Origin of the sequence: Streptomyces nidicola (assembly GCF_050106155.1) — a bacterium.
Classification (GTDB): Bacteria; Actinomycetota; Actinomycetes; order Streptomycetales; family Streptomycetaceae; genus Streptomyces.
In genome coordinates this window covers 1,545,651-1,568,787 of record NZ_JBNBPI010000001.1, presented here as the reverse complement: position 1 = coordinate 1,568,787, position 23,137 = coordinate 1,545,651, and the positions used below count along the sequence as shown (strand labels likewise).

General features: G+C 67.3%; 20 protein-coding genes and 4 pseudogenes. 4 read left to right on the top strand and 20 right to left on the bottom strand.

The annotated features are described in order from the left end of the window. Nucleotides 1-111: 111 nt before the first annotated feature. From ACOKM3_RS07410 to ACOKM3_RS07395, 4 genes and pseudogenes are all read right to left on the bottom strand, one after another. Nucleotides 112-444, bottom strand: a pseudogene (locus ACOKM3_RS07410) (CoA transferase subunit A); the annotation flags it as partial. A gap of 68 nt (nucleotides 445-512) precedes the next feature. Then, nucleotides 513-2,147: a bifunctional 3-(3-hydroxy-phenyl)propionate/3-hydroxycinnamic acid hydroxylase MhpA gene (gene mhpA / locus ACOKM3_RS07405; RefSeq protein WP_426898162.1), complete on the bottom strand. Its 1,635-nt coding sequence runs from the start codon at nucleotides 2,145-2,147 to the stop codon at nucleotides 513-515. A 4-nt stretch (nucleotides 2,148-2,151) separates the two neighbouring features. Beyond that, entirely contained in the window at nucleotides 2,152-3,078 is a 927-nt protein-coding gene (locus ACOKM3_RS07400) for a VOC family protein (RefSeq protein ID WP_426898160.1), read from the bottom strand. A gap of 43 nt (nucleotides 3,079-3,121) precedes the next feature. Further along, nucleotides 3,122-3,970, bottom strand: a complete 849-nt coding sequence (locus ACOKM3_RS07395) for a fumarylacetoacetate hydrolase family protein (protein WP_426898158.1) — start codon at nucleotides 3,968-3,970, stop codon at nucleotides 3,122-3,124. A gap of 154 nt (nucleotides 3,971-4,124) precedes the next feature. Here ACOKM3_RS07395 and ACOKM3_RS07390 point away from each other — a divergent pair, with 154 nt between their 5' ends. Next, nucleotides 4,125-4,832 carry a FadR/GntR family transcriptional regulator gene (locus ACOKM3_RS07390; RefSeq protein WP_426898156.1) on the top strand — a complete coding sequence of 236 codons (708 nt, stop codon included), beginning with the start codon at nucleotides 4,125-4,127 and terminating at the stop codon, nucleotides 4,830-4,832. Nucleotides 4,833-5,146: 314 nt separating this feature from the next. On the opposite strand, the gene ACOKM3_RS07385 is transcribed toward ACOKM3_RS07390, so the two are convergent. From ACOKM3_RS07385 to ACOKM3_RS07365, 5 genes are all read right to left on the bottom strand, one after another. Then, a complete protein-coding gene (locus tag ACOKM3_RS07385; protein ID WP_426898154.1) occupies nucleotides 5,147-5,320 on the bottom strand; it encodes a hypothetical protein in 174 nt (57 codons plus the stop codon). 393 nt (nucleotides 5,321-5,713) lie between these two features. Continuing rightward, nucleotides 5,714-6,118 (bottom strand): DUF2752 domain-containing protein, encoded by a 405-nt coding sequence (locus ACOKM3_RS07380; protein WP_426898152.1) that lies wholly within the window; start codon nucleotides 6,116-6,118, stop codon nucleotides 5,714-5,716. After that, nucleotides 6,118-6,531 carry a CD225/dispanin family protein gene (locus tag ACOKM3_RS07375; RefSeq protein WP_426898150.1) on the bottom strand — a complete coding sequence of 138 codons (414 nt, stop codon included), beginning with the start codon at nucleotides 6,529-6,531 and terminating at the stop codon, nucleotides 6,118-6,120. Before ACOKM3_RS07375 ends, ACOKM3_RS07380 begins: the two co-directional genes overlap by 1 nt. Next, on the bottom strand, nucleotides 6,528-7,004 hold the full coding sequence (locus tag ACOKM3_RS07370; RefSeq protein WP_426898148.1) for a hypothetical protein: 477 nt from the start codon (nucleotides 7,002-7,004) through the stop codon (nucleotides 6,528-6,530). The genes ACOKM3_RS07375 and ACOKM3_RS07370 overlap by 4 nt, the downstream gene beginning before the upstream one ends. Further along, on the bottom strand, nucleotides 7,001-9,217 hold the full coding sequence (locus ACOKM3_RS07365) for a CHAT domain-containing protein (RefSeq protein WP_426898147.1): 2,217 nt from the start codon (nucleotides 9,215-9,217) through the stop codon (nucleotides 7,001-7,003). Before ACOKM3_RS07365 ends, ACOKM3_RS07370 begins: the two co-directional genes overlap by 4 nt. Nucleotides 9,218-9,779: 562 nt before the next feature. Here ACOKM3_RS07365 and ACOKM3_RS42545 point away from each other — a divergent pair. After that, nucleotides 9,780-10,049: pseudogene (locus ACOKM3_RS42545) on the top strand (DUF7919 family protein); the annotation flags it as partial. A gap of 1,351 nt (nucleotides 10,050-11,400) precedes the next feature. Here ACOKM3_RS42545 and ACOKM3_RS07360 read toward each other — a convergent pair. Both ACOKM3_RS07360 and ACOKM3_RS07355 read right to left on the bottom strand, forming a co-directional pair. Beyond that, on the bottom strand, nucleotides 11,401-11,595 hold the full coding sequence (locus ACOKM3_RS07360; RefSeq protein ID WP_426898145.1) for a hypothetical protein: 195 nt from the start codon (nucleotides 11,593-11,595) through the stop codon (nucleotides 11,401-11,403). Nucleotides 11,596-11,658: 63 nt separating this feature from the next. Continuing rightward, the gene (locus tag ACOKM3_RS07355) at nucleotides 11,659-11,898 is read right to left on the bottom strand and encodes a hypothetical protein (protein WP_426898143.1); all 240 of its coding nucleotides are present in this window, start codon (nucleotides 11,896-11,898) and stop codon (nucleotides 11,659-11,661) included. Between the two features lie 168 nt (nucleotides 11,899-12,066). Here ACOKM3_RS07355 and ACOKM3_RS07350 point away from each other — a divergent pair, with 168 nt between their 5' ends. Then, nucleotides 12,067-12,375, top strand: a complete 309-nt coding sequence (locus ACOKM3_RS07350; protein ID WP_426898141.1) for a protease inhibitor I42 family protein — start codon at nucleotides 12,067-12,069, stop codon at nucleotides 12,373-12,375. An 84-nt stretch (nucleotides 12,376-12,459) separates the two neighbouring features. Here ACOKM3_RS07350 and ACOKM3_RS07345 read toward each other — a convergent pair whose 3' ends face one another. The 9 genes and pseudogenes from ACOKM3_RS07345 to ACOKM3_RS07305 form a co-directional block, all read right to left on the bottom strand. Beyond that, on the bottom strand, nucleotides 12,460-12,978 hold the full coding sequence (locus tag ACOKM3_RS07345) for a hypothetical protein (protein ID WP_426898139.1): 519 nt from the start codon (nucleotides 12,976-12,978) through the stop codon (nucleotides 12,460-12,462). Nucleotides 12,979-13,001: 23 nt separating this feature from the next. Further along, nucleotides 13,002-14,108, bottom strand: a complete 1,107-nt coding sequence (locus tag ACOKM3_RS07340; protein ID WP_426898137.1) for a C1 family peptidase — start codon at nucleotides 14,106-14,108, stop codon at nucleotides 13,002-13,004. 1,068 nt (nucleotides 14,109-15,176) lie between these two features. Next, nucleotides 15,177-16,067: a hypothetical protein gene (locus ACOKM3_RS07335; protein WP_426898135.1), complete on the bottom strand. Its 891-nt coding sequence runs from the start codon at nucleotides 16,065-16,067 to the stop codon at nucleotides 15,177-15,179. Nucleotides 16,068-17,208: 1,141 nt separating this feature from the next. Next, nucleotides 17,209-17,391, bottom strand: coding sequence for a hypothetical protein (locus ACOKM3_RS07330; RefSeq protein WP_426898133.1), 183 nt, complete (start codon nucleotides 17,389-17,391; stop codon nucleotides 17,209-17,211). A gap of 397 nt (nucleotides 17,392-17,788) precedes the next feature. Beyond that, the gene (locus ACOKM3_RS07325; RefSeq protein ID WP_426898132.1) at nucleotides 17,789-18,841 is read right to left on the bottom strand and encodes a hypothetical protein; all 1,053 of its coding nucleotides are present in this window, start codon (nucleotides 18,839-18,841) and stop codon (nucleotides 17,789-17,791) included. Between the two features lies 1 nt (nucleotide 18,842). Then, nucleotides 18,843-21,311 (bottom strand): zinc dependent phospholipase C family protein, encoded by a 2,469-nt coding sequence (locus tag ACOKM3_RS07320; RefSeq protein ID WP_426898130.1) that lies wholly within the window; start codon nucleotides 21,309-21,311, stop codon nucleotides 18,843-18,845. 8 nt (nucleotides 21,312-21,319) lie between these two features. After that, nucleotides 21,320-21,889 carry a hypothetical protein gene (locus ACOKM3_RS07315; RefSeq protein ID WP_426898128.1) on the bottom strand — a complete coding sequence of 190 codons (570 nt, stop codon included), beginning with the start codon at nucleotides 21,887-21,889 and terminating at the stop codon, nucleotides 21,320-21,322. Between the two features lie 211 nt (nucleotides 21,890-22,100). Continuing rightward, nucleotides 22,101-22,264, bottom strand: a pseudogene (locus ACOKM3_RS07310) (IS5/IS1182 family transposase); the annotation flags it as partial. 62 nt (nucleotides 22,265-22,326) lie between these two features. Continuing rightward, nucleotides 22,327-22,839, bottom strand: a complete 513-nt coding sequence (locus ACOKM3_RS07305; RefSeq protein WP_426898126.1) for a hypothetical protein — start codon at nucleotides 22,837-22,839, stop codon at nucleotides 22,327-22,329. A gap of 32 nt (nucleotides 22,840-22,871) precedes the next feature. On the opposite strand from ACOKM3_RS07305, the pseudogene ACOKM3_RS07300 reads away from it, so the two are divergent. Continuing rightward, nucleotides 22,872-23,075 (top strand): annotated as a pseudogene (locus ACOKM3_RS07300) (IS5/IS1182 family transposase); the annotation flags it as partial. Nucleotides 23,076-23,137 lie beyond the last annotated feature (62 nt).

Genomic DNA, 23,137 nt, shown 5'->3' with positions numbered 1-23,137 from the left:
GAGCCGATGACTTCCTGAAGTGTGGGTCGGTCTATTGGGTTGTAGCTGAGCGTGTGCTCGACCAACTCCCCCAGCGGCCCGTCGATGTTCACCGGTCGCCAGTTGCGTTCAACCGCCGGCCCGCAGGCGTTCGGCGAGGGGGTCTTGTGGGGTGAGCTCGACCTCCAGTTCGCCGCTGAGGTACTGGCGGGCGAACTCTTTGTTCTCTCCCACGTACGAGCCCGTGACACGGGCGATGCGTCCGGCGGTGAGCAGAATGCAGAGGCCGCGACTGTCCACGCCGTAATTGTTGGAGACGACTTCCAGGGCGCGGGATCCCTTGGTGTGCAATGCCCGGATCAGCGTCTCGGGTACGTCGCAGAGGCCGAATCCCCCCACGGCGAGGGGCACTTCGTCGTCGATGTCGGCCACGGCCTCCTCGGCGGAGCCCACGGTCTTGTCCATGTGCGTCTTCCTTGTGCGTGTTCCACGAGCTTGTACGTGTCCAGGTGTGAGAGCGCGGGCCGGCCGGGTCAGCTTCCGGAGGCTTCGAGGGGCTTGCGCGAAACGGGAGGCAGGCGTGTCGTGCCGGGCGGTGCAGTGCGTACCTGCTCCCTCAACTGGCCGACCAGGTCATTCAGTTCGCTGGGTGTCGCGGCTGCGCCGAAGAGGTAGAAGTCCGGGCGGACGACGGCCGCGACGTGGCCGTGGTCGCGCAGGTGCGGCAGATAGGCGTTGTCCGTGTCGACGTATTCCGCGCCGGGTGTGCTCGGGGTGTGCAGTGTGAGAAGTGTCGCGCCGATCCGGTCGAGGAACTCCCGATCGTCGGTGTCGAGTTCGGAGCAAGCCGCTTCGCCGTCGGCCAGGACGACGAAGCCGCCGCCGGTGATGTCGTCCAATGGCGCGGTCCGGCCCCGGTGGGTGACGCGGTGCTGAGAGGTGAGGTGCCCGACGTCCGAGGCGGGTGTGTCTCCGTCGTGGCTGCGTTGCAGGACGCCGTCGCCCAGGACGGGCGGGGGTGTGTCCGGCAGTGCGCGTGCGGGATCCGCGTCGGCGGCGATCATGCGGGCGTCGCGCTCGGCGGCTTCGGCCTCGTCGGGGACACAGATGACCCGGCCCAGCGCCATCGACATGCCGATGGCGTGCTGGACGTGGTCACGGCGTTCGCTGGTGTAGGTGTCCAGGAGGGTGGGAGACGCGGTGCCGCCGAGCACCAGGCCGAGCTTCCAGGCGAGGTTCATCGCGTCGCGCAGGCCGGAGCACATGCCCTGTCCGGCGAACGGTGGCATCTGGTGCGCGGCGTCCCCAGCGAGCAGCAGTCGTCCTTCGCGCCAGGTGTCGGCCCAGCGGGCCTGGAAGGTGTAGACGGCGTGCCGCTCGATGGTGGTGTTGTCGGGAGTACGGCCCCAGGGCTTCAGCAATTCCCATGCGGTGGCGAGGGAGTTGAGGTCCATGACGCTTTCGCCGGGCAGGCGCATGAACTCCCAGCGGCGCCGACCGGGACCGCCCGAGACGATCGTCGTAGGTCGCTTCGGGTCGCACAGCTGCCAGTTCATCGGCGACCAGACGGTGTCGGTGTCCTGAGGGATGACGTCGACGATGAGCCAGTCGTAGAAGAAGCCCAGGTCGGTGACATCCGTGGTCATCCGGGAGCGGACGAAGCTGTTGGCGCCGTCGGCCCCGATGACATAGCGGGCGCGAAACTGCGCTCCCGTTCCGGTGGTCAACTCGACGTGCTCATCGGTCTCTTGGAGATCGGTGACCTCCTGGCCGCGGTGCAGGGTGATGCCGGGCTGTGCCGCGGCCGCCGCCGTGAGGACGGCTTCCAGGTCGGGCTGGGAGAAGAAGTTGGCGACCGGCCAGCCGGAGGGGCCGTCGCCCGACCAGTCGATACGGACCAGGGCGTCACCGTCGCGGTTGCGCCACTCGTAGTGGTCGGGCACCGGCTCGGTGACCGCCCGGACCTGCTCGCCCACGCCGGCGGCCTGGAAGATCCGGCCGATCTCGTCGTCGAAGTGCACGGCGCGCGGCAGGTCGTACGGCTCGGGCCAGCGTTCGAGCACGAGGATGTCGTGTCCGGCGCGGGCCAGCAGCAGGGACAGCAACTGGCCCACGGGCCCGAAGCCGACCACCGCCACGTCGTGGATGCGGGGTGTCTCGTGGGTCACCGGGTCACCGCTCCGCGCTGTGCGTGCCGGTCATCAGCGCGCCGAGGTCCTCGGGGTGCAGGAACGACGGGGGCGGCGGCGGACCCCAGTTGAACAAGCCCTTGGCGCCTTCGAGGACTTCGGGCGTCCACAGCTGGTCGTCGACGACGCAGTCCATGTCGGAGTAGTACTCGGAGAAGTTCCCGGCCGGATCCTTGAGGTACCAGAAGAAATTCGACCCGGCGTGGTGGCGGCCCAGGCCCCAGATGTGCCGCTCGGGGTGACCCTCCAGCATGGCGGTGGCGCCGCGCCCCACGTCGTCGACGTCGTCGACCTGCCAGGAGGTGTGGTGCAGGAAGGCGACCGGGGCGTTCAGCACGAGGATGTTGTGGTGGTCGGTGGAACAGCGCAAGAAGGCGCCCGCGTCCTTGATGTAGTCACTGGCCTTGAAGCCGAGGCCGTCGCGGAAGAACGCGGTGGTCCCCTCGAAGTCGGTGGTGCCGACGACCGCGTGGCCGAGCTTGCGCGGCCGTACGGCGTCGGCGCGCAGGATGCCGGGGGCGCGCGATCCGGTGCGCTCCACGCGCCCCGGGCCGTTGTAGGGCGTGGCCGCGACGGTGGACTGGGTGGGCCTCGGGGCGACTTCGAGGACGGCGCGGACCGCGGTGGCCTTGTCGTACGCGGTCAGGGCGCTGCCCTGCCGGTCACTGGTGACGCCGATGCGCTCCAGATGGAACGCCGCGGAGGCCAGGTCGTCCGGATCGTCGACGCCTATGCGCACCTCGACCAGGCGGCGGGTGGCGGCGTGTACGATCCGCAGCTGACGGCCGCCGTCGCGGGTCGAGAACCAGCCGTCGCCTTCGGGTGAGAGGCCGAAGTCCGCGTAATAGGCGGCGGTTTCGGCGACGTCGGGAACCCCCATGGTGATGGAGGTCAGGCGGTGCAGTGCCATGACGGGACTCCTTTGTCCGGTTCCATTGCCGAGGGCGGGCGGGTCAGCCGTTGAAGGTCTGGCGCAGCTCGCCGATGCCTTCGATGGATGAGACCAGGACGTCGCCGGGGGCCAGCCAGCGCTGCGGTTCGCGGCCCAGACCGACGCCGGCTGGGGTGCCGGTGAAGATGACGTCGCCGGGCAGCAGCGGCAGCACGGCGGACAGCTTCGCGATCAGCGCGGGAATGCTGAAGATCAGGTCACGGGTGCGGCCCTTCTGGACCTCTTCGCCGTTGATGGAGCACATCAGCTCGAGGTCGTCCGGGTTGTCGAACTCGTCCGGGGTGACCAGCCACGGCCCGATCGGCGCGAACCCGGGGAAGGACTTGCCGAGACTGAACTGCGGGGCAGGGCCTGCCAGTTGAGAGACCCGCTCGGAGATGTCCTGACCGGCCGCGAGTCCGGCGACGTGCGACCAGGCATCCGCCTCGGCGATGCGCTCGGCCCGGGCGCCGATTACCGCCACCAGTTCCACCTCCCAGTCGGTGTGCCCCTCGGGCGGCAGCGCGACCTCGGAGACCGGACCGGAGATGCTGGTGGCGAACTTCGTGAAGACAGGCGGCAGTCCCTTGGGTGCCTGGAAGCCGGACTCGGAGGCGTGATCCCGGTAGTTGAGCCCGATGGCGAGCAGCTGGCGTGGGGCGGGGGCGGGGGAACCGAGGTCGGTGGCCTCGAAGGGGCGCCCCGCCGACAACTCGGCCGTGTCGGCCCACGCGCGAAACTCCGCCCAGCGTTCGTAGACGGCCTGCGGGTCGGAGCCGAAGCGCCCGCCGCTGGCCTCTTCGACGTCGACGGCCCGCTTTTGGTCGTCGGTGATCAGGGCCAGTCGGCCGGTGAGATTGGCGATACGCATGTGGCGCTCCTCGTCGGTGTCATGGGGTTCACCTTGCTGGCGTGCAATTCAGCATGATGATTACGTCGATGTTGGGGCCGGGGTTCGAATGACGTCAAGAGGGGGTCGGGGGTAACCTTCATAATGAATTAACTGGAACCCTCGAAGGAGAGCCTTGAGCACCGCACGCGGAACCGCACGCACGAGCGCGTCCAGCCGGGCCGAGCAGGCGGCGCAGCGTATGGCCGTGCTCGCCGAGGCCGCACAGCCGGGTGCCAGGCTCGGAACCAAGGAGTCGCTGCGTAACCAGTGCGCGGTCTCCGTCGGGACTTTCAACGAGTCGCTGCGGCTGCTCCAGTCACGCGGCCTTGTGACCGTGCGCCCGGGGCCCGGAGGCGGGATCTTCGTCGCCGAGCAGTCCCCCATGGTGCGCCTCGGCAACTCCGTCCTCGCGCTCGACGCTCAGGAGACGGACGTCGCGGACGCCGTACGTATCCGCGATGCGCTGGACCCGCTGCTGATCGAGGACGCCCTGTGGCATGCCTCGCCCGCCGACATCGCGAGCCTGCGCGAACAGATCGAAGCCATGGCTGAGGCGGTCAGCGCGGCCGACCCGGTCGCCTTCGTCCATGCCAACTGGCAGCTGCACGCCCGGATTGCCGCCATCAGCCCGAACCCGCTGCTGCGATCCCTCTACAAGAACCTGCTCGACCTGATCGAGGCACACACCCTCGCCGTACTGCCCGCGAGCGAGCAGCCGCTCGCCGAATACATCGCCGAACGCCACGAACTCCACCGCGACCTCGTGGACGCCCTCGATACCCGTGACCGCGAGGAGGCGCTGCGGCTCATCCGAAAGCACAACACGAGCCTCGCCTACTGAGGTCGTCCGGGTGCCCGGGTTCGTATCGGTGTGTGAGGGGCCGCTCAATGTCCGTCACCGCCCGTGGATCCTGGCCGGGTGTCAGTGGTCGCGTCGGAACAGGTGCTCGGCGTTCGAGATGGCGCGCGGTCACTGTCCGCTCCTAGCCGGTCAGGGTTTGCCGGCGCAGGTGCTCAGCCCGCGCTGATACGTGTCTCCAGGAGGCCCACTCCGGTCGGAGTCGGCCGTGTCGTCGTCATGGGTGGCTGCGGACCGGGCCTGCCGGGACACGACGGCGTCTTCGGTCGGGGCGGGGCCGCATGGTGGCGCGCGACCTAGCCACGGTGCCAACGCGGCACTGTGTCCGGCCGACCCGGCAGCCGCAGACTGCGCAGCACGTCCAGTGGCAGCCGGTGCAGCAGCGCCGCCAAGAACGCCCGGTCGCTCATCGGTAGCGGGCGCAGCATCGCGAACGCGTTCGCCACACCCAGGTGGGCCGGTCGCAGCACGGTGGACCATCAGGCCGCGTTGATCATCAACCTCACCAGGACACGATTCCGACTGACCGTGATCAACCCGTGCACGGCCTCACGCCAGGGCGGATGTGGTGATCGGCAAGGGCAGGGTGTCCGTGCTTCAGCTCGTGCAGCAGCCCCGGCTCGTCAACGAAGACAGATTCGCCGCATGATCTGAAGCAGCGCTTTTCGAGTGGTACAAGGGAGGCGACCCACAACCGGGCGGCGGGTTTGTATCGCATTGCTGTATTGGGCAAGCAGCAGCGAACAGTTGAGCTCAACAGGGAGGGGGGAGGGCGGTCCTCGTGTCAGACGGCCGAGAGGTGGGTGCGGAAGGTTTGAGGGACGTCACCCCTCGCCGTCTCAAGGCTCTTGACGGAGTTGAGGTCAGGGCGCGGCCAGTAGGGCCCGCAGGGAGGGCAGGTTCCGTGCGACTGTCCACAGCAGCAGCGAGACGAGAACTAGAGCCGCCCTCCCCGAGGGGACGGGGCGTCGGGGGCTGTCTCGACGACGCAGACCGCGTAGCCACAGAGGGACAGCGAAGAGCAAGACAATCACCAATGCCGCGTTGTGGTTCAGTGCAGCCGGAAAGTTGCCCGATGTCAGATCGTGAAGCGCCCGCAGACTGCCGCAGCCGGGACACGACCAGCCTGTGATCACGCGAAAGGGACAGGCCGGGTAATGGCCCGGCTGATGGGGGTCCACGACCGTCACCAGCACGGACACAGCAGCCAGCACCGCGGCGCAGGACCACGCTTCGACGCAGTTGCGAGAAAGGGGCTTCAGCGTCATCAATACTCTGACGAGCCACCCGAGGCGCTCGACACGATGATGATGAGCAACACGACGACACCAATGGCTGCGCTCACGATGCACAGCGTTTTCGCCCTGTTCGAAGCGACTTGGGCGCCGCCGTAGTCGTAAGCGTTGAGCTTCGACGTTACCTGCGTGGCGAAGACGATCGCGGCGATCCCGGTCGGCAGGAAGCAGAAGAGGGTCACCAAAACGGCCGGGAGCATGTAGGTGCGGGTCTGCTTGGGACCGGCATTCGGAGGCGGAGTGGGAATGAAGGGGTTCCCTCCTCCGGGCGGCGGAGGTGGACCTGGATGGGGTGGTGGCTGCTGGGGGCCGTGCGGCGTGCCGCCCACCCAAGGGTTGCTGCCCCAGTCGCTGTTGGGGTCGGGGCCCTGCTGCGGATTGCTCATGTTGTTGTCCGATCTTCGGATTGCGCCTCGTAATGGTCCGTGTGCAGTTGCCAGGTTCCCTGCTGCGGCTGCCAGAGCCACCGTCCTGGCTCGGTGCCCGGATCGAGCGCTATCGCCTGACGGAAGGCCTCCTCCGGAAGCTCGCCGGTGAAGACGAACCCCGTGTTTGTGCGGACCGACTGGATCACCACGCTCTTGGGCACGGCCGTCGCTGTCTGCCCGCGCCCCAGAAGCCGGTGAACACACTCGCGCAGTTTGTCGCAGGCCTCGTTGCCGAGACGTTCGAAGACAGCGCTTAGGAAGGAGTGCAGCGCCGGGGTGGCGAGCATGAGGAGGACATAGCTCTCGGCGCCACGGCGGAGGGCCTGGGAGCGGCACACGGCACCGATCCCCGCCGATCGAAGTGCCGCCTCGGTGTCAAACGCGGCGTCGGGAGGTAGGGACGCCGGCCAGAAGATCTCGACTTCCGTCATGTCTGCAGCCCCCCTGGCGGGGCCGGGACTTCAGGGGTCAGCGGCCACTGCTCCACGACGCCCTCCACGGTGCAGGTCATGAGTCCTGTCCCTCCTGAGAGCACACCGATACCGGCGGGCGGCCCGTAGGCCCAGCCCTGCGCGGTGCACTGACCAGAGCTGTTCCACAAGGACAGCGAGCCGTCGTCGGATGCAGCCGCCAGCAGCGTGTTGTCGTGGGAGAGGGCAAGTCGGCGCACCGATGCCGCCCGGCGGATGCGCAACAGCAGCTGCCCGTCCCAGCCCCACAAGCAGATGCGGCCGTCCGGGCCTCCGGTCGCGACGCGGCTTCCGGTCGCTGCCAGTCCGGCGACGGGCTGGGGGTGAGGCCACGTCCTGATCAGCCGCCCGTAGACGTCGAGTTGTCGCAGCAGACCCTCACCGGTGCCGACGAGGAGGTGGCGGCCGTCCGGGGAGAAGCTCAAGGCGCCCACGTTTGTCGCAGAGGTGCGTTCGGCGAGTGGATCCAATGGCAGATCGCGTACGCGGGAGCCGTTCGAGTCGTAGACGTGCAAGCGGCCGTTGCCGGCGACAGCGAGCCACCGGCCGTCGGGGCTGAAGGCAAGGGTCTGCATCTGTCGGGGACGGCCGGGAAGCACCCGCACCGGAACCTCCGTGGCCACATCCCACACCACGGTGCTGCCGTCCTCGTGCAGGCTTGCCACGTTGCGCGGCCAGGGACTCCACGCCACTTGGAAGGCCCTGTTCCCGGGTCGGAACGTGCAGTCGGCCACGAGATCGCCGGTGGCGGACGAAGCGACGCGGACGCTTCCGTCGGTGCGGGCCATCGCAAGGAGATTTCTCGGGCCCAGGGACACGTGGTAGCAGGCCCCCAGGGGGGACAGCGACTTGGTCCTGCGGAGCTCTCCGGGGGCCGGCCCGCTGTTCGGGGCCGCGGACGGCTCGCCGCTGGGTCGCGGCGGTGCGAAGGTGGGTGCGCTGCTGGGGCCGCTTTCGGGAGGTCGGGTAAACGTGGGTCCGTGGTTCCTGTCCTGCCAGGGATGGTCCGAAGGCCTGGTGGTGCGCTTCCGCAGAAAGTCCGTCACTTTGGCACGGACCGTGTTGGGCACGTCCTGGACCTGGGACGGCCCCGTCGTAGCATCCGGCCAGGAAGTGGACGACGGCGGAGTCGGCATCGGGCCTGGAGATGGGTCCTGAGGGTCGACGTCCTGTGGCGGCGCTTCCGGCAGCTTGAACAGGCGTGGATCCTTGGAGGCGAGGAACAGGACCGGCGTGGCCCACTCGAGCGTTCCCGACAGGGTCATCTTGACGCTCTCTCGTGCCAGCGTCATGGAGCGGTCGACCGGCAGGCCCTGCGCTATGCCCGTGTAGAAGGAGGAGGCGAATGTGAGGGCGGCGGGATCGGTGATCTCGAATTGCATGGCCACCACCGCGGGGACGCCCTCGTGGATGATGCGCGCGGCCGTGCTGGTGAAAACCCCCTCCGCCCCGCAGGTGGCCGACTCGCAGGCGTTGAGGACGATGAGCCGGAGCTGCGGGATCTCGCGCACGAGTGTGCCGAGATCGGTGCCCGATACGTGCAGCGACGCCCCGTCCTCCGCGGTCAGTTCGATGTAACCCGAGTCCCTCTCCTCGTCGAAGCCTCCGTGGCCAACGAAGTGCAGCACGTGCGGCCTGCGGTCACGTACGGCGGCAGCCACATCGCTCCACCTGTCCCCGGCAAGCCATTCCACGGAGACACCGGTGCTCATTCCCTGCAACGCTCGGGTGATCTCCTCGCGTTCGCGGTCCGAGTCCAGTGTGGGCCGGTCGGATGGGCGAGCCATCACGCCCAGCACACGCAGGGGCGGCGAGAGCGGATAGGGCTCCACGGACTCCATCAACTGCGGTGAGCGCACCATGGGGACGCGCAGTGCGAGATAGGCGTCGCGGGCCGCGGGGTCAACGGCGAACTCCCACGGAATGCGGGAGAGGTTGGGGCCGGTGGGGGCGAGGAGCAGCCTGAGTGGCACCCCCTGTGCCCGCGCCTGCTTGCGGCACTGCTCGAAGAGCAGCCGGACGTCGCCGGTGAACACGGAATCCGTGAGGAGCTCGCCGAATTCGCGGGTCGTGCGTTCGACTGCTGCGGCGCGGCGCGTGATGACTGGGCTGGCCGAGCGGATGAGCGCCTTCTCGACGTCGGACAGGGCGAGGTGCAGGGACTCCGACGTCATCGGGGCTCTTACTTTTGTCGCCGCCCCTCCGAGCGGCGACGTGCAGACGATCACCCAGTCATTGTCTGTCTCGACTAGATCCAAGCGGAACCGGATATCCCCCATGATCGAATTCCTCCCCCGAGGTGCCGCATAAAGCAAGCTGTTTCGTATGCTATCGAAGAATTCAGCGCATGGACGGTTTCGGGTGGACGGGTTGAATCTATTCCGTGAAGAGAGGTGATTACAGTGACGCGTCAAAACTCAGTGGAAATTTGCGGCCACTTCTCTATCTCGATGTCCCGTACACAATTCTCGATCGTCTCCCGCGGTAGACGCTGTTGAGGCGGTGACAGGGTCCCGTCCTAACCGATCACTCCCACGGCGAGTCGGATAGTGACGTTCCCGGCATCGGCTGGCTGGCGCTCGGTCACGACGGTCGGACGGGAGCCGTGGGCGGTCGTGTGGTGGACGTGTCCAAAGTCCTCAGTGCCAGGTACGACAAGCAGATCAGCGGTGTGCATCATTGCGGGTTCTGCCGCACTGAACGGCCCGTCGTCCGTGGTGGTCCGTTTCTGGACACCAAATGTGGTTCGGGTCAGCCGAAACCCGGGTGCGCGGAGCAGACGGCAGGTTCTATGTCGCACCGAACTTGGCGATTCACTGCACCACGGAACACCAGTGCTGCCCGCCTGAACGGTTCTGCGACGCAGTAGTTGGGGTGGCGGAAACTATACAGCCGGACATCTCGCCGTCGCCGAGTGAACGGATGTCCTCTCGGCCGACAGCGTGTGCACGGATGGAGAGCGGATGGCCGACTTGGGGTCGCCCGTACATCAGTCCGGCCCCGTAGAAGCGCAGGGCTGGGCGGGGCTGGCGTTAATCAATACATCAGCCGGCCGGCATCGTCCCGAGTCGGACAGTGAACTCCTGCTTGGAGTGCTCGCCTCCTCGCCTCCGGGGCACTCCAAGCTGCCTGAACGAGCCGATCACATCGGTCAACGTTGTGGTGCCCGTGCGAACTCGCAGACGCTGCTACGCCGTGCTGACGTGATCAGTCAATGGTTGCCCGAGCGCCGCCCGCCATCGCCGAGTCTTGTCTGGCGAGGAGGGGATGGCCCTGCGGGAGGAGGTCCGCGCTTGGCCCTTCGAGCAGGTAGCACAACAGTTCTCGTTGTCTCCAGCCGCTGGACACAAACTCCACGTCGTCTGGCGGTGCAGGGTGAAGAGTCCGGCTGGAGAGACGGAGCTTCAGCGAACTGCAGACCCTGCGAATTCCTGCAGGGTCAGGCGCTGCTCGCCATGTCTACCAAACGATCTGCGAGCTGGTAGTGGCGCATCCGGTTACCGGTCAGGCGTAGCCACTTTTCATCACGGTTCGTTTGCATTCGGTAGAATTGGTAAACCAGTTGACGCGTCGACCCAACGAGATTGTTCAGAATCCCACACGCAAACCACTGGGTTTGGGGTGTTGCTCTCTGGGGCGCACCACTGTCGACCATTCCAGAAGATCACTCCGACGGCGTGGAGTTGGCTCTGTAGTGGTGCGAAGTCGATGCCCGGCAACTGTGCAATGGCCTTCGCTGAAGTAGCTGGATGGATACTCACTTTCAGGCCTGTGTCGGTGGCGAGTTCGAGGCTTTGTGGTGGCAATTGCCCGGAGCGCGCCACTGGCGCGTGGACGTGAATCTGCCCGCGAATGAACCGCCGCAAAGCCCTGCGAGTCCACGGCCCGGCACTGTTCGCGAGACGGGTGCCGAAGGCTTGCGACACCGCTTGCACGAAGGGCGTCAGTGCCCATGCGGCCGCTATGACTTCCCACCCTCCTTGCCAAGGAGAGGCCCCCATTCATCACTTGGGGAGGGGCTGTTGCCAGGGAGAGGCTCTCGGACGGCCGTGTCGTCGCGCCGTGGCGGATGTGAGTCTTTCGGGCGGTCGGTGGCCATTACGGACCTCCAACTCTTCGCCCCTCCTATCTTTCCGTGGGAGCTGTCAGGGGTGACGCGTTCCGCTGACGTTGTTACAGATTGGGAGGGTTGATGCCGTGCGCTCCTGTGCGCGCTCCCGGTCGCCACGCTCACCACCCGCACGACCGTGTTCCTCGGGTGGTGCCCCGCTGACCGCGGTGGCCGGCGTGATGCCTGTGCCATCCGGATACTTATCGCTACCGACCGTGAAGACGCTGCTCCGGCAGCGGCGCGGTATCAGCGACGACAGCGCAGCCTGCCAGAACCGGTCCGCGGGCTCGTAGCGGGCCGGGCCGCTGAGTTGTCGTCGCAGCCCGCGTTTTCGTGCTGCAGCACCAGCAGTTCGGCGTCCTTGGCCGTGTCCCGGCGCAGCAGGACCATGGGTATGGACAGCAGCGCCCGGGTGGCCCCGTACGGCATCGAGATGATCACAGGCGCAGCATCCCAGCCATTGCGGAGGGCCTGGCACGCAGGCTCTCACCTGCAGCGATGACTTTACGAGCCCCACACGGTTCGTGACAGCGGGGCGAGGAGGGCGGCCAGGAAGGCGTGGTCGGCCGCCTGCAATCCGGGGCGTTGGTTGCCGAGCCGACGTTGCAGGACGGCGAGCTGGTGACGCAGCGCGAGGATCTCGATGTCCTTCGTAACGGAGCCGGGGTCGCAGACGGACGGGGTCAACTGCCGCGACGGGGGCCTGTCCTGGTCGGCGTGCGAATTCGAGATCGCGAGTCTCATCCTGACGGGCCTGGTGGAGCGGCTCCACGCCGACGGGCTGGAACCCGAGCGCGGCGGCGACCGGGTCGAGCTCTCGTCACGTCCTTTCGAACTGGTGACGCTCCGGCTGGCCGTTGCCCGCAGCCAGGAGGTACACCGGTAGGACCGGAACTCGGGAGGCGCGGTCCCATGAGTGAGATACACCTGTCGGCGGGCGACAGTGAAGTCACGGTGCGGCTCGGCGACGTCGTCGTCGTACGGCTGCCCGAGAACGGCACCACCGGATATCAGTGGCAGGTCCAGGACGTCGAAGGAGGTCTGGAGGTGACGGGCAGCGACTTTCTGCCTCCCGGCGAGGTCGTGCCCGGCGGGGGCGGCACCCGGGTCCTGCGGGTGCGCCCGACCAAGGCCGGGGACGGGCGCCTGGCGCTGCACCTGAAGCAGCCGTGGGGCGATGACGTGGCCGAGCAGTACGCCCTGCGGGTCACGGTGGAGTGACCCGGTAGGGGGCCACGTCCGGCGCGACCGGACGCGGCCCCCTCGTATGCCGTGCAACGGATGTGCTACCCGAGACGGATTGCGCTACCAGAGGTAGATCTCGTGGACCATGCCGTCCGACTCCTCGCGGAAGGAGATGGGCTTGCCCGTCTGCCTGGACTGGGCGGCCAGGGTCGTGAGCGCGGTGAACGACCAGTCGCTTGCGTTGTAGATCTTCTTCCAGGCCCCACCCTTGATGTGCACCCAGACGTTGCGGGTCTGGTTGATGCTCCACATGGCGTCGACCACCGCGTTCTGCGTCCAGGTCCCGGTGATCGCGGCGGCAGTCTGCGCCGCTGCGAATGCCTGAAGACTGCCCTGGAGTTCGGGCGTCAGGGTCGGCCGGGCCTCACCGGCCGCCGACTGCTCGAACCGCTGGACCATCACATCACTGGCCGGCTTGCCCGGCTCGGTGATCGCGATGCCACTCAGGCCGACGTCCACACCCGGAGGCAGCAGTACCGGCCGCCCCGCCTCGTCCTGCGAGGCCGAAGAGCGGACGTTCTGTGTACTGGGTGCCTCTTGCTTCGGTTTGTCCTGCCCGCTCTTCTGCTGAGGGCTCATGCCGATCACTCCCTTCGCCGGTGTCACCAGGCGTAGATCTGCTGGGCGGTGCCGTTGTCCTCGTAGATGCCGACCTTGGCACCGCTCGCCTTGGACGCGGCGAGTTCGGCGAGCATCGACGCGTCCGTCGCGCCCACCGCCCCGTTGAGACTCAGCCAGCCCCGCAGTTCGGCGTACGCGTAGACGTTGGCGTCGACCTCGTTGCTCCACAGCGCGAGGATTCGCTGGTCGGGCAGCCAGTTGTGGATCAGGGTGCCCAGAGCCGCGACGTTGTGCCAGCTCTCGATGCCGCACTCGCCGTACCCGATACGGAAGAAGCCCTGCTCGCCCCAGCCGGGCCCCCAGCTGTTCTTGGCGATCCAGCAGGACTGCGCGTCGTCGTAGCCGACGAGAGTCACGCAGTGGCCACCGAGGAGGTTGCCGGCCGTGTGCCGGTAGACGCCGCTCGAATAGCTGTAGAAGTCCTGGTAGACGTAGAAACAGGCCGTGATGGAACCGTAGGTGGCGATGTTCTCCTTCATCAGAGCCGGGTTGTTCACCTGCTGCCAGGAGCGCACCTTCACCAGACGGTTGGCCCAGTCCGTGTTGAGCTTCGAACAGTCCTGGTCGCCCGCCGTGTACGGGAAGTACTCGTCGATCGTGATGCCCGAGTCGCGGGCCTTATCGTGCAGCGGCTCAGGGAACCAGCCGTTGGCGCAGTTGCGGCCCGCCTCGCGGCCGTAGCAGTAGAACGCCTGCGCCTCGGAGAGGTCGACCGGGAGATACGGGGCCCGGTAGCCGAAGCGGGTGACGTGTTCCATCGTCGCGACGGTGCCGAAAGCCACGCAGGAGCCGCAGTTGCCCTGGTTCTTCACCGGCGTCGTGTAGTTCAGCCCGCCGATGTTGCGTAGGTCGAAGGCGGCGGGTGCACCGACGGACTCGGCGGTCGCCTGCTCGGCGGCCGCGACGTTGCTCTCGTGCGCGCTCTCGACGGCGGCACGCTCAGTTTCGTCCACGGGCACACCGAGCCGCACTTGCCGCTGTGCCTCGGTGAGCATGGTCATGCTGGTCGTGGCCATCTGCCACGGATGGCCCGCCTGGTCGAGAGCCTCCCTCAGTTGCCCGAGGTCCAGGGGTTCGCTTGCAGGCATATGGAGCCCTCCTTCGTGCGGAGTGCATGCCGAGGGCGCGCCGGATGGCGCACAAACGGCGGAAACAGGGCAGGGTTTTTCGGCACCGGGCCACCTATGACGGTGCCGATGCGCCCCGATGAATTGCAGACGGAATGCTTCACGCGCAGACACGGAGACCTGCCGTGACGAAACGTCGTACACGCGTCATAACGTCCAAGTGGAGTAACTGAGTTGACGCAGAACGACGATGAGCGTTGGCGAGGTTACGTTCTTGCCGAGGCTTTCACAGCCGACCCCCCGAAACCGAGTGACAGCCGACGACGCGACGCGGCTGTCGCATAAGCAGCTAAGCAGAGAATCCGAGGGTCGGGAATACCCGGGTCACGGCGGCCGAAAGGGGGGGGCGGGCTTCCCTTTGCGCGGTCGTGGCCGTCCGCTCCAGCGCGCCGCGGTAAGGAACGCCCGTCACGAACCCAGTTGCCTCCTGAGCCACTGCTTGACCTCGCCGACCTGGGCAGCGGCCGCCGTCAGTGCTGCCTTCGGGTCGTGGTGGGACTTCAGACTAGTTACTGATCGTTTCAGTAGCGGTCGGTGCGTATCCGCAGGGTGGCTTGTTCGCTGTGCATCCTGCGGGGCCCACCACGGGTTCTCACGGACCAGGCACGGACCAGCGTGCGGATGGAGCGGACCGCGGGTGGTCGGCCCGGCTTCTTCGGCCGGCATGTACGGGCGTGGCGCCCTTTGATCGGGTCGCGATGCCATCGCAGCACGGTGTCGGGCCGGACCAGTAACCGGAGCCGGCGCAGGACCTGACGGGGGCAGGGGCACCAGCAGAGTGGCAAGGGATGCTCGGTCTTCCGCAGTGAACTTCACCCGGTCCGCGCCGAGCTGCCGCTCCAAGACGGTGAGTTGGTGGCGCAGCGCGAGGATTTCCGCGTTCTTGTCGGGGTCGCTCATCGATAGCAATGGCAGTGCGGTGAACAGGTTGGTGACGACCAGATAGACAAGACGCGGCAGCGCGAGTGCTCATCCTGCCGTACCGTCGCAGACGCTCCTGATCTGCTTAAATGTCATTTCCGGAGGGCCTCAACTGGCCTGGCGCTCGCGGGATTTTGGTGGCCTGGGTCTGGGCCTGACGGGGGCGTTGACCTTGCTCGTCCGTCGCTCGTTTGCTACCCACAGTGCCGCGTCTGGTAGTTGACCGTGTCGTTGCCGTGGACCGGCTTTGACGCGTTGCCGATGCGCACCCAGAACTCTGTCGCTGTCCGTCCACCGCCCGGTTTTGGAATACCGGTTTCCCGGAAGCCGCAACGGACTTGTGCCGCTCGAAAACTCATCGCTGCTGGTCAAGCGGAACTTGCTGTGCAGCGTATGAGGCTCAGGCGACGTGCTGGTATTCGTTGATGAGGCCACGTTATAGACCAGAACGTGATCGAACAGCTCTCTGCGGAGGGTGCCGACGAGGCGGTCGCAGACTGCATTCGCCCGTGGCGCCCGTGGTGGGGACTTGAGGACTTCCACATCCTCGGCTTCGAAGACCGCGTCGAAGGAAGTGGTGAACTTCGCGTCCCGGTCCCGGATGAGAAACCTCAGCCCCTCCATCCGGATGTCCAGCTCGACGGCCAGGTTCCTCGCCTGCTGCGTGACCCAGCCTCCGGTCGGACGAGCAGTTGCTTCGGCCAGGTGCAGACGCAGAGTCTCGTGCTCGACGAACACCAGGATGTAGATCCGTTTCAACGTCAGGGCGCAGTCCACGTGGAGGAAGTCGCAGGCGATCACCCCTCTTGCTTGAGCATGGAGGAACTGTCGCCACGTGGGCCCTGAGCGGCGCGGGGCCGGGGCAATGCCGGCTGCGTTCAAGATTTCCCGAACCGTGGATGCCGCGACCGGGTACCCCAGCCGGGCCAGTTCGCCCTGGATCCGACGGTGTCCCCAGCGGCTGTTCTCCCGGGCCGGCCGCAGCACGAGCCGCTTCACCGCGACCCTGGTAGGGGGTCGGCCCGGGCGTCGAGGATGCTCGCTGTAGTCGCACTTTCGCGCGACCAGGGAGTGGTGCCACGCCAGGATCGTGGCGGGTGCAACCGCGAAGACCTGTCCCCAGCGGTGTCGAGGTATCAGGCGAGACAGCGCCGCGAGCCACAACCGGTCCGCCGGCTCATATCGCACCCGTGGCAGCTGTCGACGCAGCACCTCATTCTCGTGCTGCAGGACCAACAACTCCACTTCCTTGGACGGGTTTCGGCGCAGCAATACGACTGGTATCGACAGCAGACAGCCAGTCTCCGCTACCGTAGGGAAGCTCACCCCTGAACAGTGGCGATGAGTTTCCGAGCGGCACAGGTGTGGGTGGGTAGGAGTCTGCGGCCTTCGAGCTCGTGCATGGTGATGGGCCGCTGGTCGGCGTCCGGAGGGCGTTGGTTGCGGGCCCGGTGCGGGAGCTTCTTCCTCGGCTGCGGCCACGCGGACTCCAACGCCTTCTGGACCGTGGGGTGTCCCACCCCGTACTTGCGCATCAGAGCACGCTTGCCCAGCCCGGCACGATGGCCACGGCGGATCGCCGCGTACAGATCAGACCTCGACTTCGACGCCATCGACGGCCCCCAGCGGTATGGAGCAACCTCATGCTCCCCCCGTTGCTGGAACTCGCCCACAGACTCACGGGTGGGGTGTGCGGTGACTCCGGCGATGTGCAGGCGTCGGGTGCCGTGTTCGAGTAGCGCCAGCGTCCGGGGCGGTGTCGAGGTGGAAGGAATCGACGGCGATGATGCCCTGGGCCTGGTTGGTGAGGAACTCTCGCCAGGTTGGCCCGGGACGGCGCGGGGCTGGATCGGTGCCCGCCGCGTGGAGGGTCTCCCGTACTGTGGAGGCTGTGATGGGGTGCCCGAGTCGGGCCGGTTCGCCCTGGATCCGCGGGTGTCCCACCTCGCGTTCTCTTGAGCGGGCTGCAGGATCAGCTTTTTGAGCGATGTTCTGGTGGGCGGGCGTCCGGTGCGGCCGTGTCGGGCGCTGTAGTCCCACGTCGCGGCAATGAACCTGCCGTGCCAGGCCGGCAGGGTACCGGGTGTGACCGCGAAGACTTCGCGCCGGCGGCGCCGGGGTATCGGGCTGGAGAGTGCGGTCAGCCAGAACCGGTCGACGGTTCGTAGTGGACCGGACTGGAGATCTGACGTCGTAGGACCGCATCCTCGTGGCGGAGGACACGCAACTCGGCGTCCTTCGAGGTGTCGCGGCGCAGCACCGCGGGTGCGGACAGCAGTTTGCGGGCTACCTTGTACAGCATCGAGAGGATCACGGCGAACATGGCACCAGCGGGGGCCGCTCTACCGTTCCACCTGCGGCGATGAATTTGCGAGCCCCACAGGCAGGATGAGCCGGGCCTTACGGACGGCAACTCGCTCACCGACACCGTGGGGTTCCAGGCCCCCGTCGGGGCGGCCGCGGAAGACTCGGCTGCTGTCCGGCACCGTCGAGGTGTACTCGGACATGTCCCTTCCACGCCCTTGCCGACAGGCGCTCAAGGTTCGATGACAGTGCTCAACCTTTGCGAACTCCATCGGTGCAAGCGCGTAGAACTGCGGTAACAGGATCTCCTGGATCTCGGTTGGCTTCGCAACCCCGAGCTACCAAGAAGCCCTGTCTTCATGCCCGCAGCCAGCACCGATCATCCGAGCGAGACTGCCGTCAGTCTGCTGGCCGTTCTAGGCCGGCCGGGGCACCCGGCCCGCAGCGACGATCGTGTAGCCCCCGCGTAGCGCATCGCGCTCGTCGGCGACGAAGCGGAGCGCGGTCTGCCAGCCGTCGCCCAGCACACGTGTCACATTCGTTGCGGTCAGATTCTGCTCGCCGATCCGTTCGGCGAGCAGTTCGCGCAGGCTCGGTCCGCGTTCTGTTGTGATGAGGGGCTCGCGTCGTTCGTCGCCCACGAAGACACGGAGCCGGGCACGGTCCGGGACCGCTCCGGTGAGCTGGTCGAGGAGCGGCCCCAGGTCCTCCCCGCCGACGAGGATGGTGAGGTTGTGCTGGGCGACGTGCCGGTCGTTGTTGGGGTCCAGAGTGTTCGACCAGGGATCGCCCGCGCAGTGGGCGCTCGCCAACAGGCATTCGTGGGCCGCGTAGTTGGGCACGACGGTCCACGTCTGCTCCATCTCGACGATCCGGTGGCAGCCCGGCTGCGTCCGGTCGTCGAGCATGTCGATCCAGGTGCCGCCGATGAGGTTGGCCCTGCCGTCGAAGAAGCCGGGCGCGGCCCACCAGGCACGCACCGCGACGCCGTAGGCGGGGAACCGGCCCAGGTTCCACACATGGACGAACACCCGGTACGTGGTGTGGGCCCGGGGCTGCAGAACCATCTGGGTCCGGTCGAAGGGGCCCTGCACCCGCGCGTCCATCAGCATGATGTCCGGGCTCTCCCAGCACGGGGTCGGCGGCCACAGCGGGCGGGCGGCCCGGTCTCCCGGCACGGTGCCGCGGAGCAGCAGGCAGGGGAAGAGCCCGGTCTTACGGTTGGCGGGCCGGTTGCCGCCGATCTCGTTGACCTGGCCGCGCAGCCGGTTGTACGGCCCTTCGTTGGGCCGCCAGCCGGGTGTCGCTGTGAACGGCGGCGGATAGGGCCGGGCGCCGACCGCGCGTCGGTCGCTGCCGCCGCGCGCCTGACGGTCCTGCTCGGGGGTGAGGACGGGGTGCGGCGGGCGGGCCGCGGCGGCGCGGGCGCGTTCCCGCCGTGCCTCGGGGGTGTCGGGAGCGTCGGGCATCTCAGGGGCCGCCTTCCGGGGTTCCTCCGGCCTGGTCGATCTCTTCCTGTGTGACCCGTCGCCGCCCCTTCTCTCCGTCGTCGCACGGGCCGGGAGCGGGGGCCCGGACGTCGAGGTAGTGGGTCGAGAGGTTGAGCCTGGGGTCGTACGCGGCAGGGGTGGACGTCGGGTACTTGGCGGCGTCGTAGAGCTCCGGCACGGTGCAGGCCTGCGGGAAGGTGAATCGGTCGTTGACCGACGGGTCGGGCACGGGGTTGTTCAGCTCCGGCCTGCAGTTGAATCCGGGGTGGCGTGACGGGTCGGTGCGCAGCCAGTCCCAGCACCGTGAGGCGTAGCCGCGGTCGGCGTCCAGGTTGAAGTCCGGTATGGGGCACACGGGTTCTCGCCTGGCGGCCGCCAGAGCGCCGATCAGGTGGACCGTGTAGTCGACGGGGCCGCCGAGGTGCTCGCCGTGCGGCAGGTGGAGGCCGCATGCCTTGGCGGTGTCCTCCGGTGTGCCCGCCGCCTCGAAGTCGGCGATGGCCGCCGCGCTGGAGGGCACAGGCGCGAACAGGATCGAGGTGTCCTCTCCGATCAGATGCGGCCCGGGGTGGGCGAGTTCGCCTTCCCAGCCGACGCGCAGCTGGGCCTCGTTGCGCAGCGGATACCGCCACGGAGCGATCCAGGCGCTCGGCCCCGAGGGGTCCGGCGGGGTACCGGGGGCGACCCAGCTGAGGTACGTCGCGTTCGGGAAGAGCAGGTGCAACAGGCCCATCCGTGACTGACGGTCGTGCACGATCTGCCGCGGATACGCCGGGTCCGCGCTGAACGCGTCCGTGCTGCTGCGACGGCCCGATGGTTCGGGGGAGCCGGGAACCCGAGCGGCGAAACCGCTCGGGGTGTCCAGGCTCGCCGCCAGGGAGGCGTCCGTCATGAGGGAGGGGAGCCCCAGGGTGACCAGACCCTTGTCGATCTCTTCCGGCTTGGGCATGAGGAAGCCCTCGTAGACGAGGAGCCGGCGCGCGACCATGTAGAGGTTCCACGCGGGGACCAGGACGTAGTTGTACACGGCGTCACGTGCGGGGAAGGTCGTCACGTCGGCGATCAGACTCGGCAGCACTGTGACGAGCCATGTGATGATCTGACCGACGTACAGGATCCACGCGAACAGAGCCAGGATCACGTCGAGCACATTGAAGTCGTCGTCGTCGAGGTCCACCCCGCGCGCCGGGTCGTCGTTCACGGAGTCGAACCCGGGCGGCACCGGGAACGGATGCTCGTTCATCAAGGTCGGTGGGGCGGGCATGCTCGGGGCGAGCCCGTCGGAGCCCGCCAGCTTCAGATACCGGTAGGCAAGCTGCCACATGTCCTGCAGCGCCGCTTCGTTGGGGCGCCCCGAACCGTTCTGGCCGAACGCCGGGTCCGTCTCCAGGATCCGGGGCCCGTCGGCGCCGTACACCGTGTCCATCGCTTCGATCAGCGCATCGCAGAGATGGCCGGGCAGCGGCTGGGTGTCGAGGTCGAAGAACTGATGCCGACTCAGCTGGCCGACTGCGGTGCGCGACAGGTCGTACGCGGGGAAGCCGTTGAAGTAGTCGTACGCGGGCTGGTCCTCACGTCCCACGTACCCGGGCTCGGCGCCGCCGCGGAACGCGATCCTGAAGTGCAGGGCACCGGTCCCGTACTCGGCGTAGAACGGTGAACCCATCTGCTGGCCGTTGTAGTTGTGCGAGTCCATGTGGTTCTCGACCAGGTGGTGGCGCTGCCAGTGCAGCCGGTAGGGGCCGCCCGTCTTGGCGTTGGTCCAGGCGTGCCCGGTGACGTCGGTCGCGCAGTGCGAGATCCAGCCGAGGGCGAAGACCATCCGGGCCTCGGCGCTCTTGCGGTTGTTCTCGCGTTCCTCGTCGGTGTCTCCGTCCGGTGCGTCACGGTGGGCGCGGGCGGTGCGGTACAGCTCCCACGGGAACTGGTACGTGCTGCGGTAGTGGAACATGTCCGACCAGTAGAAGGCCGAATTGTTGTAGGACTTGGGGACTCCGCTGCCCAGGATGCCGAAGATGTCCCCGAACCGGGTGAGCAGGGTCAGGCCGAAGTCGAGGAGGCTGGTGCCGAGCAGGTCGAGGGCCTCTCCAAGCTCGTTGGTGAGCCCGCCCGACAACTGGCCGGCCAGGTCGGCGTCGTTGGCGCCGATCGGTTCGATCCACTTCTCCCAGATGCTGAGGAAGTGGTCGTCGATGAACTGCCATACATCTAGAGACGTGTGGACGACCTCCCGGATCAGGGCACCGGGGCGGCCCGAGAAGTCCGGCAGCAGGTAGAAGAGATCGGGGCCGAGGGAGCCGAGCGCCAGGTAGTTGCGCCACATGTACGCGAGTTCGCCCAGTTCCTGTGCCTCGCCGGTGGTCAGCGGCCAGCCGGTCGGGACGTCTCCGGCCCGGAGCCGGTCGGCGGCCATCCGTGCGGTCTCAGTGTGTACGTACCAGCCGGGCATGAGGCCCCCTAGTCCTTCAGCCAGGTGAAGGTGGTGCGCGAGCCCGCCGGAAGGCGTTCAAGCCCTCGGAGCAGGTAGGTGTCGCTGAGCAGCGCCAGCGTCTTCGCCTTGCGGAACGTGAGCCATTGGCCGTTGTGGACCTGGCCGGCCCACAGGCCGATGGTGTCGCTGAACTGGCGGCCGCCGCCCGGTGGGGCGCCGGTGTGGATGTTCCACGACGAGCCGGATCCGTCGGGGACGTTGATCTCCTTCCACCACCACAGGTCGCTCATGATCGTGAACTCCACGACCGACGCGGGTACGGCACCCTGCTCGATGTCCACGTGGATGACGTCGCCGTCGTCGAGCACGGCGGACATCAGCAGCTCGCTCCAGGTGATCTCGTACGGCCAGGCGTGGTTGAGCCCCACGTACACGATCGACTGGAGCGGTGTCGTCGGTTGTACCGGCGGCCCGGTGTTCGCGGTGACAGTGACGTAGTGCGGCGTCGACACCTCGATGAGCTCGTAGGGCCGCAGCGACTCCAGGAAGATGTAGACGACGGCACCCGCATGACTTACGTACGAGCTGTCGGGCAAGATCCGCGGACCGCCGGGCCGGGCAAAAGAAGCGCTGGGAGCAGGGCCCCGACCGCCGAACCATTTCACCTGGAACGCCTGCATGAGGCCTCCCGAGAGTCGTCTATCAGTGCGGGCACCGTACTGCGCGACACGCGAGAGAGTTAGCGGCTGCGTTGACGATCATGCACTGAGCCTCTTTCAACCTCACGCTGATGCGTGGTGCAGGACCGGCTTTCACGACGTCGGTGAAGCAGTTCGTGCTGCAGCGAAGCCTCCGAAGGAGACGCCAGTCCTTGAGGGGGCCATGGCCTGCTCACCGACGGGTCGGATCTTGGTGTGGATGGTGTTGTGGCGGCGCTTGCATCGCTTGAGGCGGCGGCCTCGGAACGGGACCGTACGGGCCCGCCAGCGCCTTCGGTCATCGCTTCAGCATTTTCGCCAGCTCCGATCGGCTCCTATTTCCCGTCGATCGATTTGAATGCGATCGCGAGCCCGACTGCTGACAACAACTCCGATAAATCGATCCCGGCTCGCTGCTCAACCTCTGCCTCCAGCACCATCCGCCACCGTGCGGTCGGGCTACGGCCCCAGAAGCAGTCCGTGGCGCCGCCGCCCAACACTTCCTGTCCGGGAGTGGTGACCGCTTGCTGAGGTGCCAGCCGGGACGGTTGTGTCACCGCAAGGACGGTGGCGGGAGCGTCCGCCAGGCGGACCCGGGCGTCACCGGTGTGCTCCAACTGTACGGAGAATTGTGGCGGTTGGGCGTTCGACCCGATGAAGGCCATCCACACGCCCGTCACCTTGGCCTCGCGGCGGCTGTTCGACAGGTCGTCCAACGGGAGTTCGAAGACCGCGCACTTCGCGGTGCGTAGGGCCTGCAGGAGTAGCGGATCGGTCAGGTTCCAGAAAGTGAGATCCGCGTTCTGCGCTACGTCGTAGGTCTCGAACGCATCGCGTAGGCCCGCCACTTGGGGCAGGCACTCCCACGAGGTGGCCGAAGTCCGTCCGGATCCCATTCCGAGGCCGCCGCCTCAAGCGATGGAAGCGCCGCCACAACACCACCCACGCCAAGATTCGACCCGTCGGTGAGCAGGTCATGGCCACCCTCAAGGACTGGCGTCTCCTTTGGAGGCTTCGCTGCAGCACGAACTGCTTCACCGACGTCGTGAAAGCCGTCCTGGTCCTGCACCACGTACCAGCGTGAGGTTGAAAAACGCTCATTGTGCCGACCTGCTGCGGCGCGTCGGCGCCTGAGCCCAGGGGGAG

Coding starts and splice junctions, on each gene's coding strand:
- ACOKM3_RS07400 (WP_426898160.1), bottom strand. CDS start 3,078: ATGGCACTGCACCGCCTGACCTCCATCACCATGGGGGTTCCCGACGTC.
- ACOKM3_RS07395 (WP_426898158.1), bottom strand. CDS start 3,970: ATGCGTATCGCCAATCTCACCGGCCGACTGGCCCTGATCACCGACGAC.
- ACOKM3_RS07380 (WP_426898152.1), bottom strand. CDS start 6,118: ATGACGCTGAAGCCCCTTTCTCGCAACTGCGTCGAAGCGTGGTCCTGC.
- ACOKM3_RS07375 (WP_426898150.1), bottom strand. CDS start 6,531: ATGAGCAATCCGCAGCAGGGCCCCGACCCCAACAGCGACTGGGGCAGC.
- ACOKM3_RS07370 (WP_426898148.1), bottom strand. CDS start 7,004: ATGACGGAAGTCGAGATCTTCTGGCCGGCGTCCCTACCTCCCGACGCC.
- ACOKM3_RS07365 (WP_426898147.1), bottom strand. CDS start 9,217: ATGACGTCGGAGTCCCTGCACCTCGCCCTGTCCGACGTCGAGAAGGCG.
- ACOKM3_RS07355 (WP_426898143.1), bottom strand. CDS start 11,898: ATGAGACTCGCGATCTCGAATTCGCACGCCGACCAGGACAGGCCCCCG.
- ACOKM3_RS07350 (WP_426898141.1), top strand. CDS start 12,067: ATGAGTGAGATACACCTGTCGGCGGGCGACAGTGAAGTCACGGTGCGG.
- ACOKM3_RS07345 (WP_426898139.1), bottom strand. CDS start 12,978: ATGAGCCCTCAGCAGAAGAGCGGGCAGGACAAACCGAAGCAAGAGGCA.
- ACOKM3_RS07340 (WP_426898137.1), bottom strand. CDS start 14,108: ATGCCTGCAAGCGAACCCCTGGACCTCGGGCAACTGAGGGAGGCTCTC.
- ACOKM3_RS07330 (WP_426898133.1), bottom strand. CDS start 17,391: ATGTTCGCCGTGATCCTCTCGATGCTGTACAAGGTAGCCCGCAAACTG.
- ACOKM3_RS07325 (WP_426898132.1), bottom strand. CDS start 18,841: ATGCCCGACGCTCCCGACACCCCCGAGGCACGGCGGGAACGCGCCCGC.
- ACOKM3_RS07320 (WP_426898130.1), bottom strand. CDS start 21,311: ATGCCCGGCTGGTACGTACACACTGAGACCGCACGGATGGCCGCCGAC.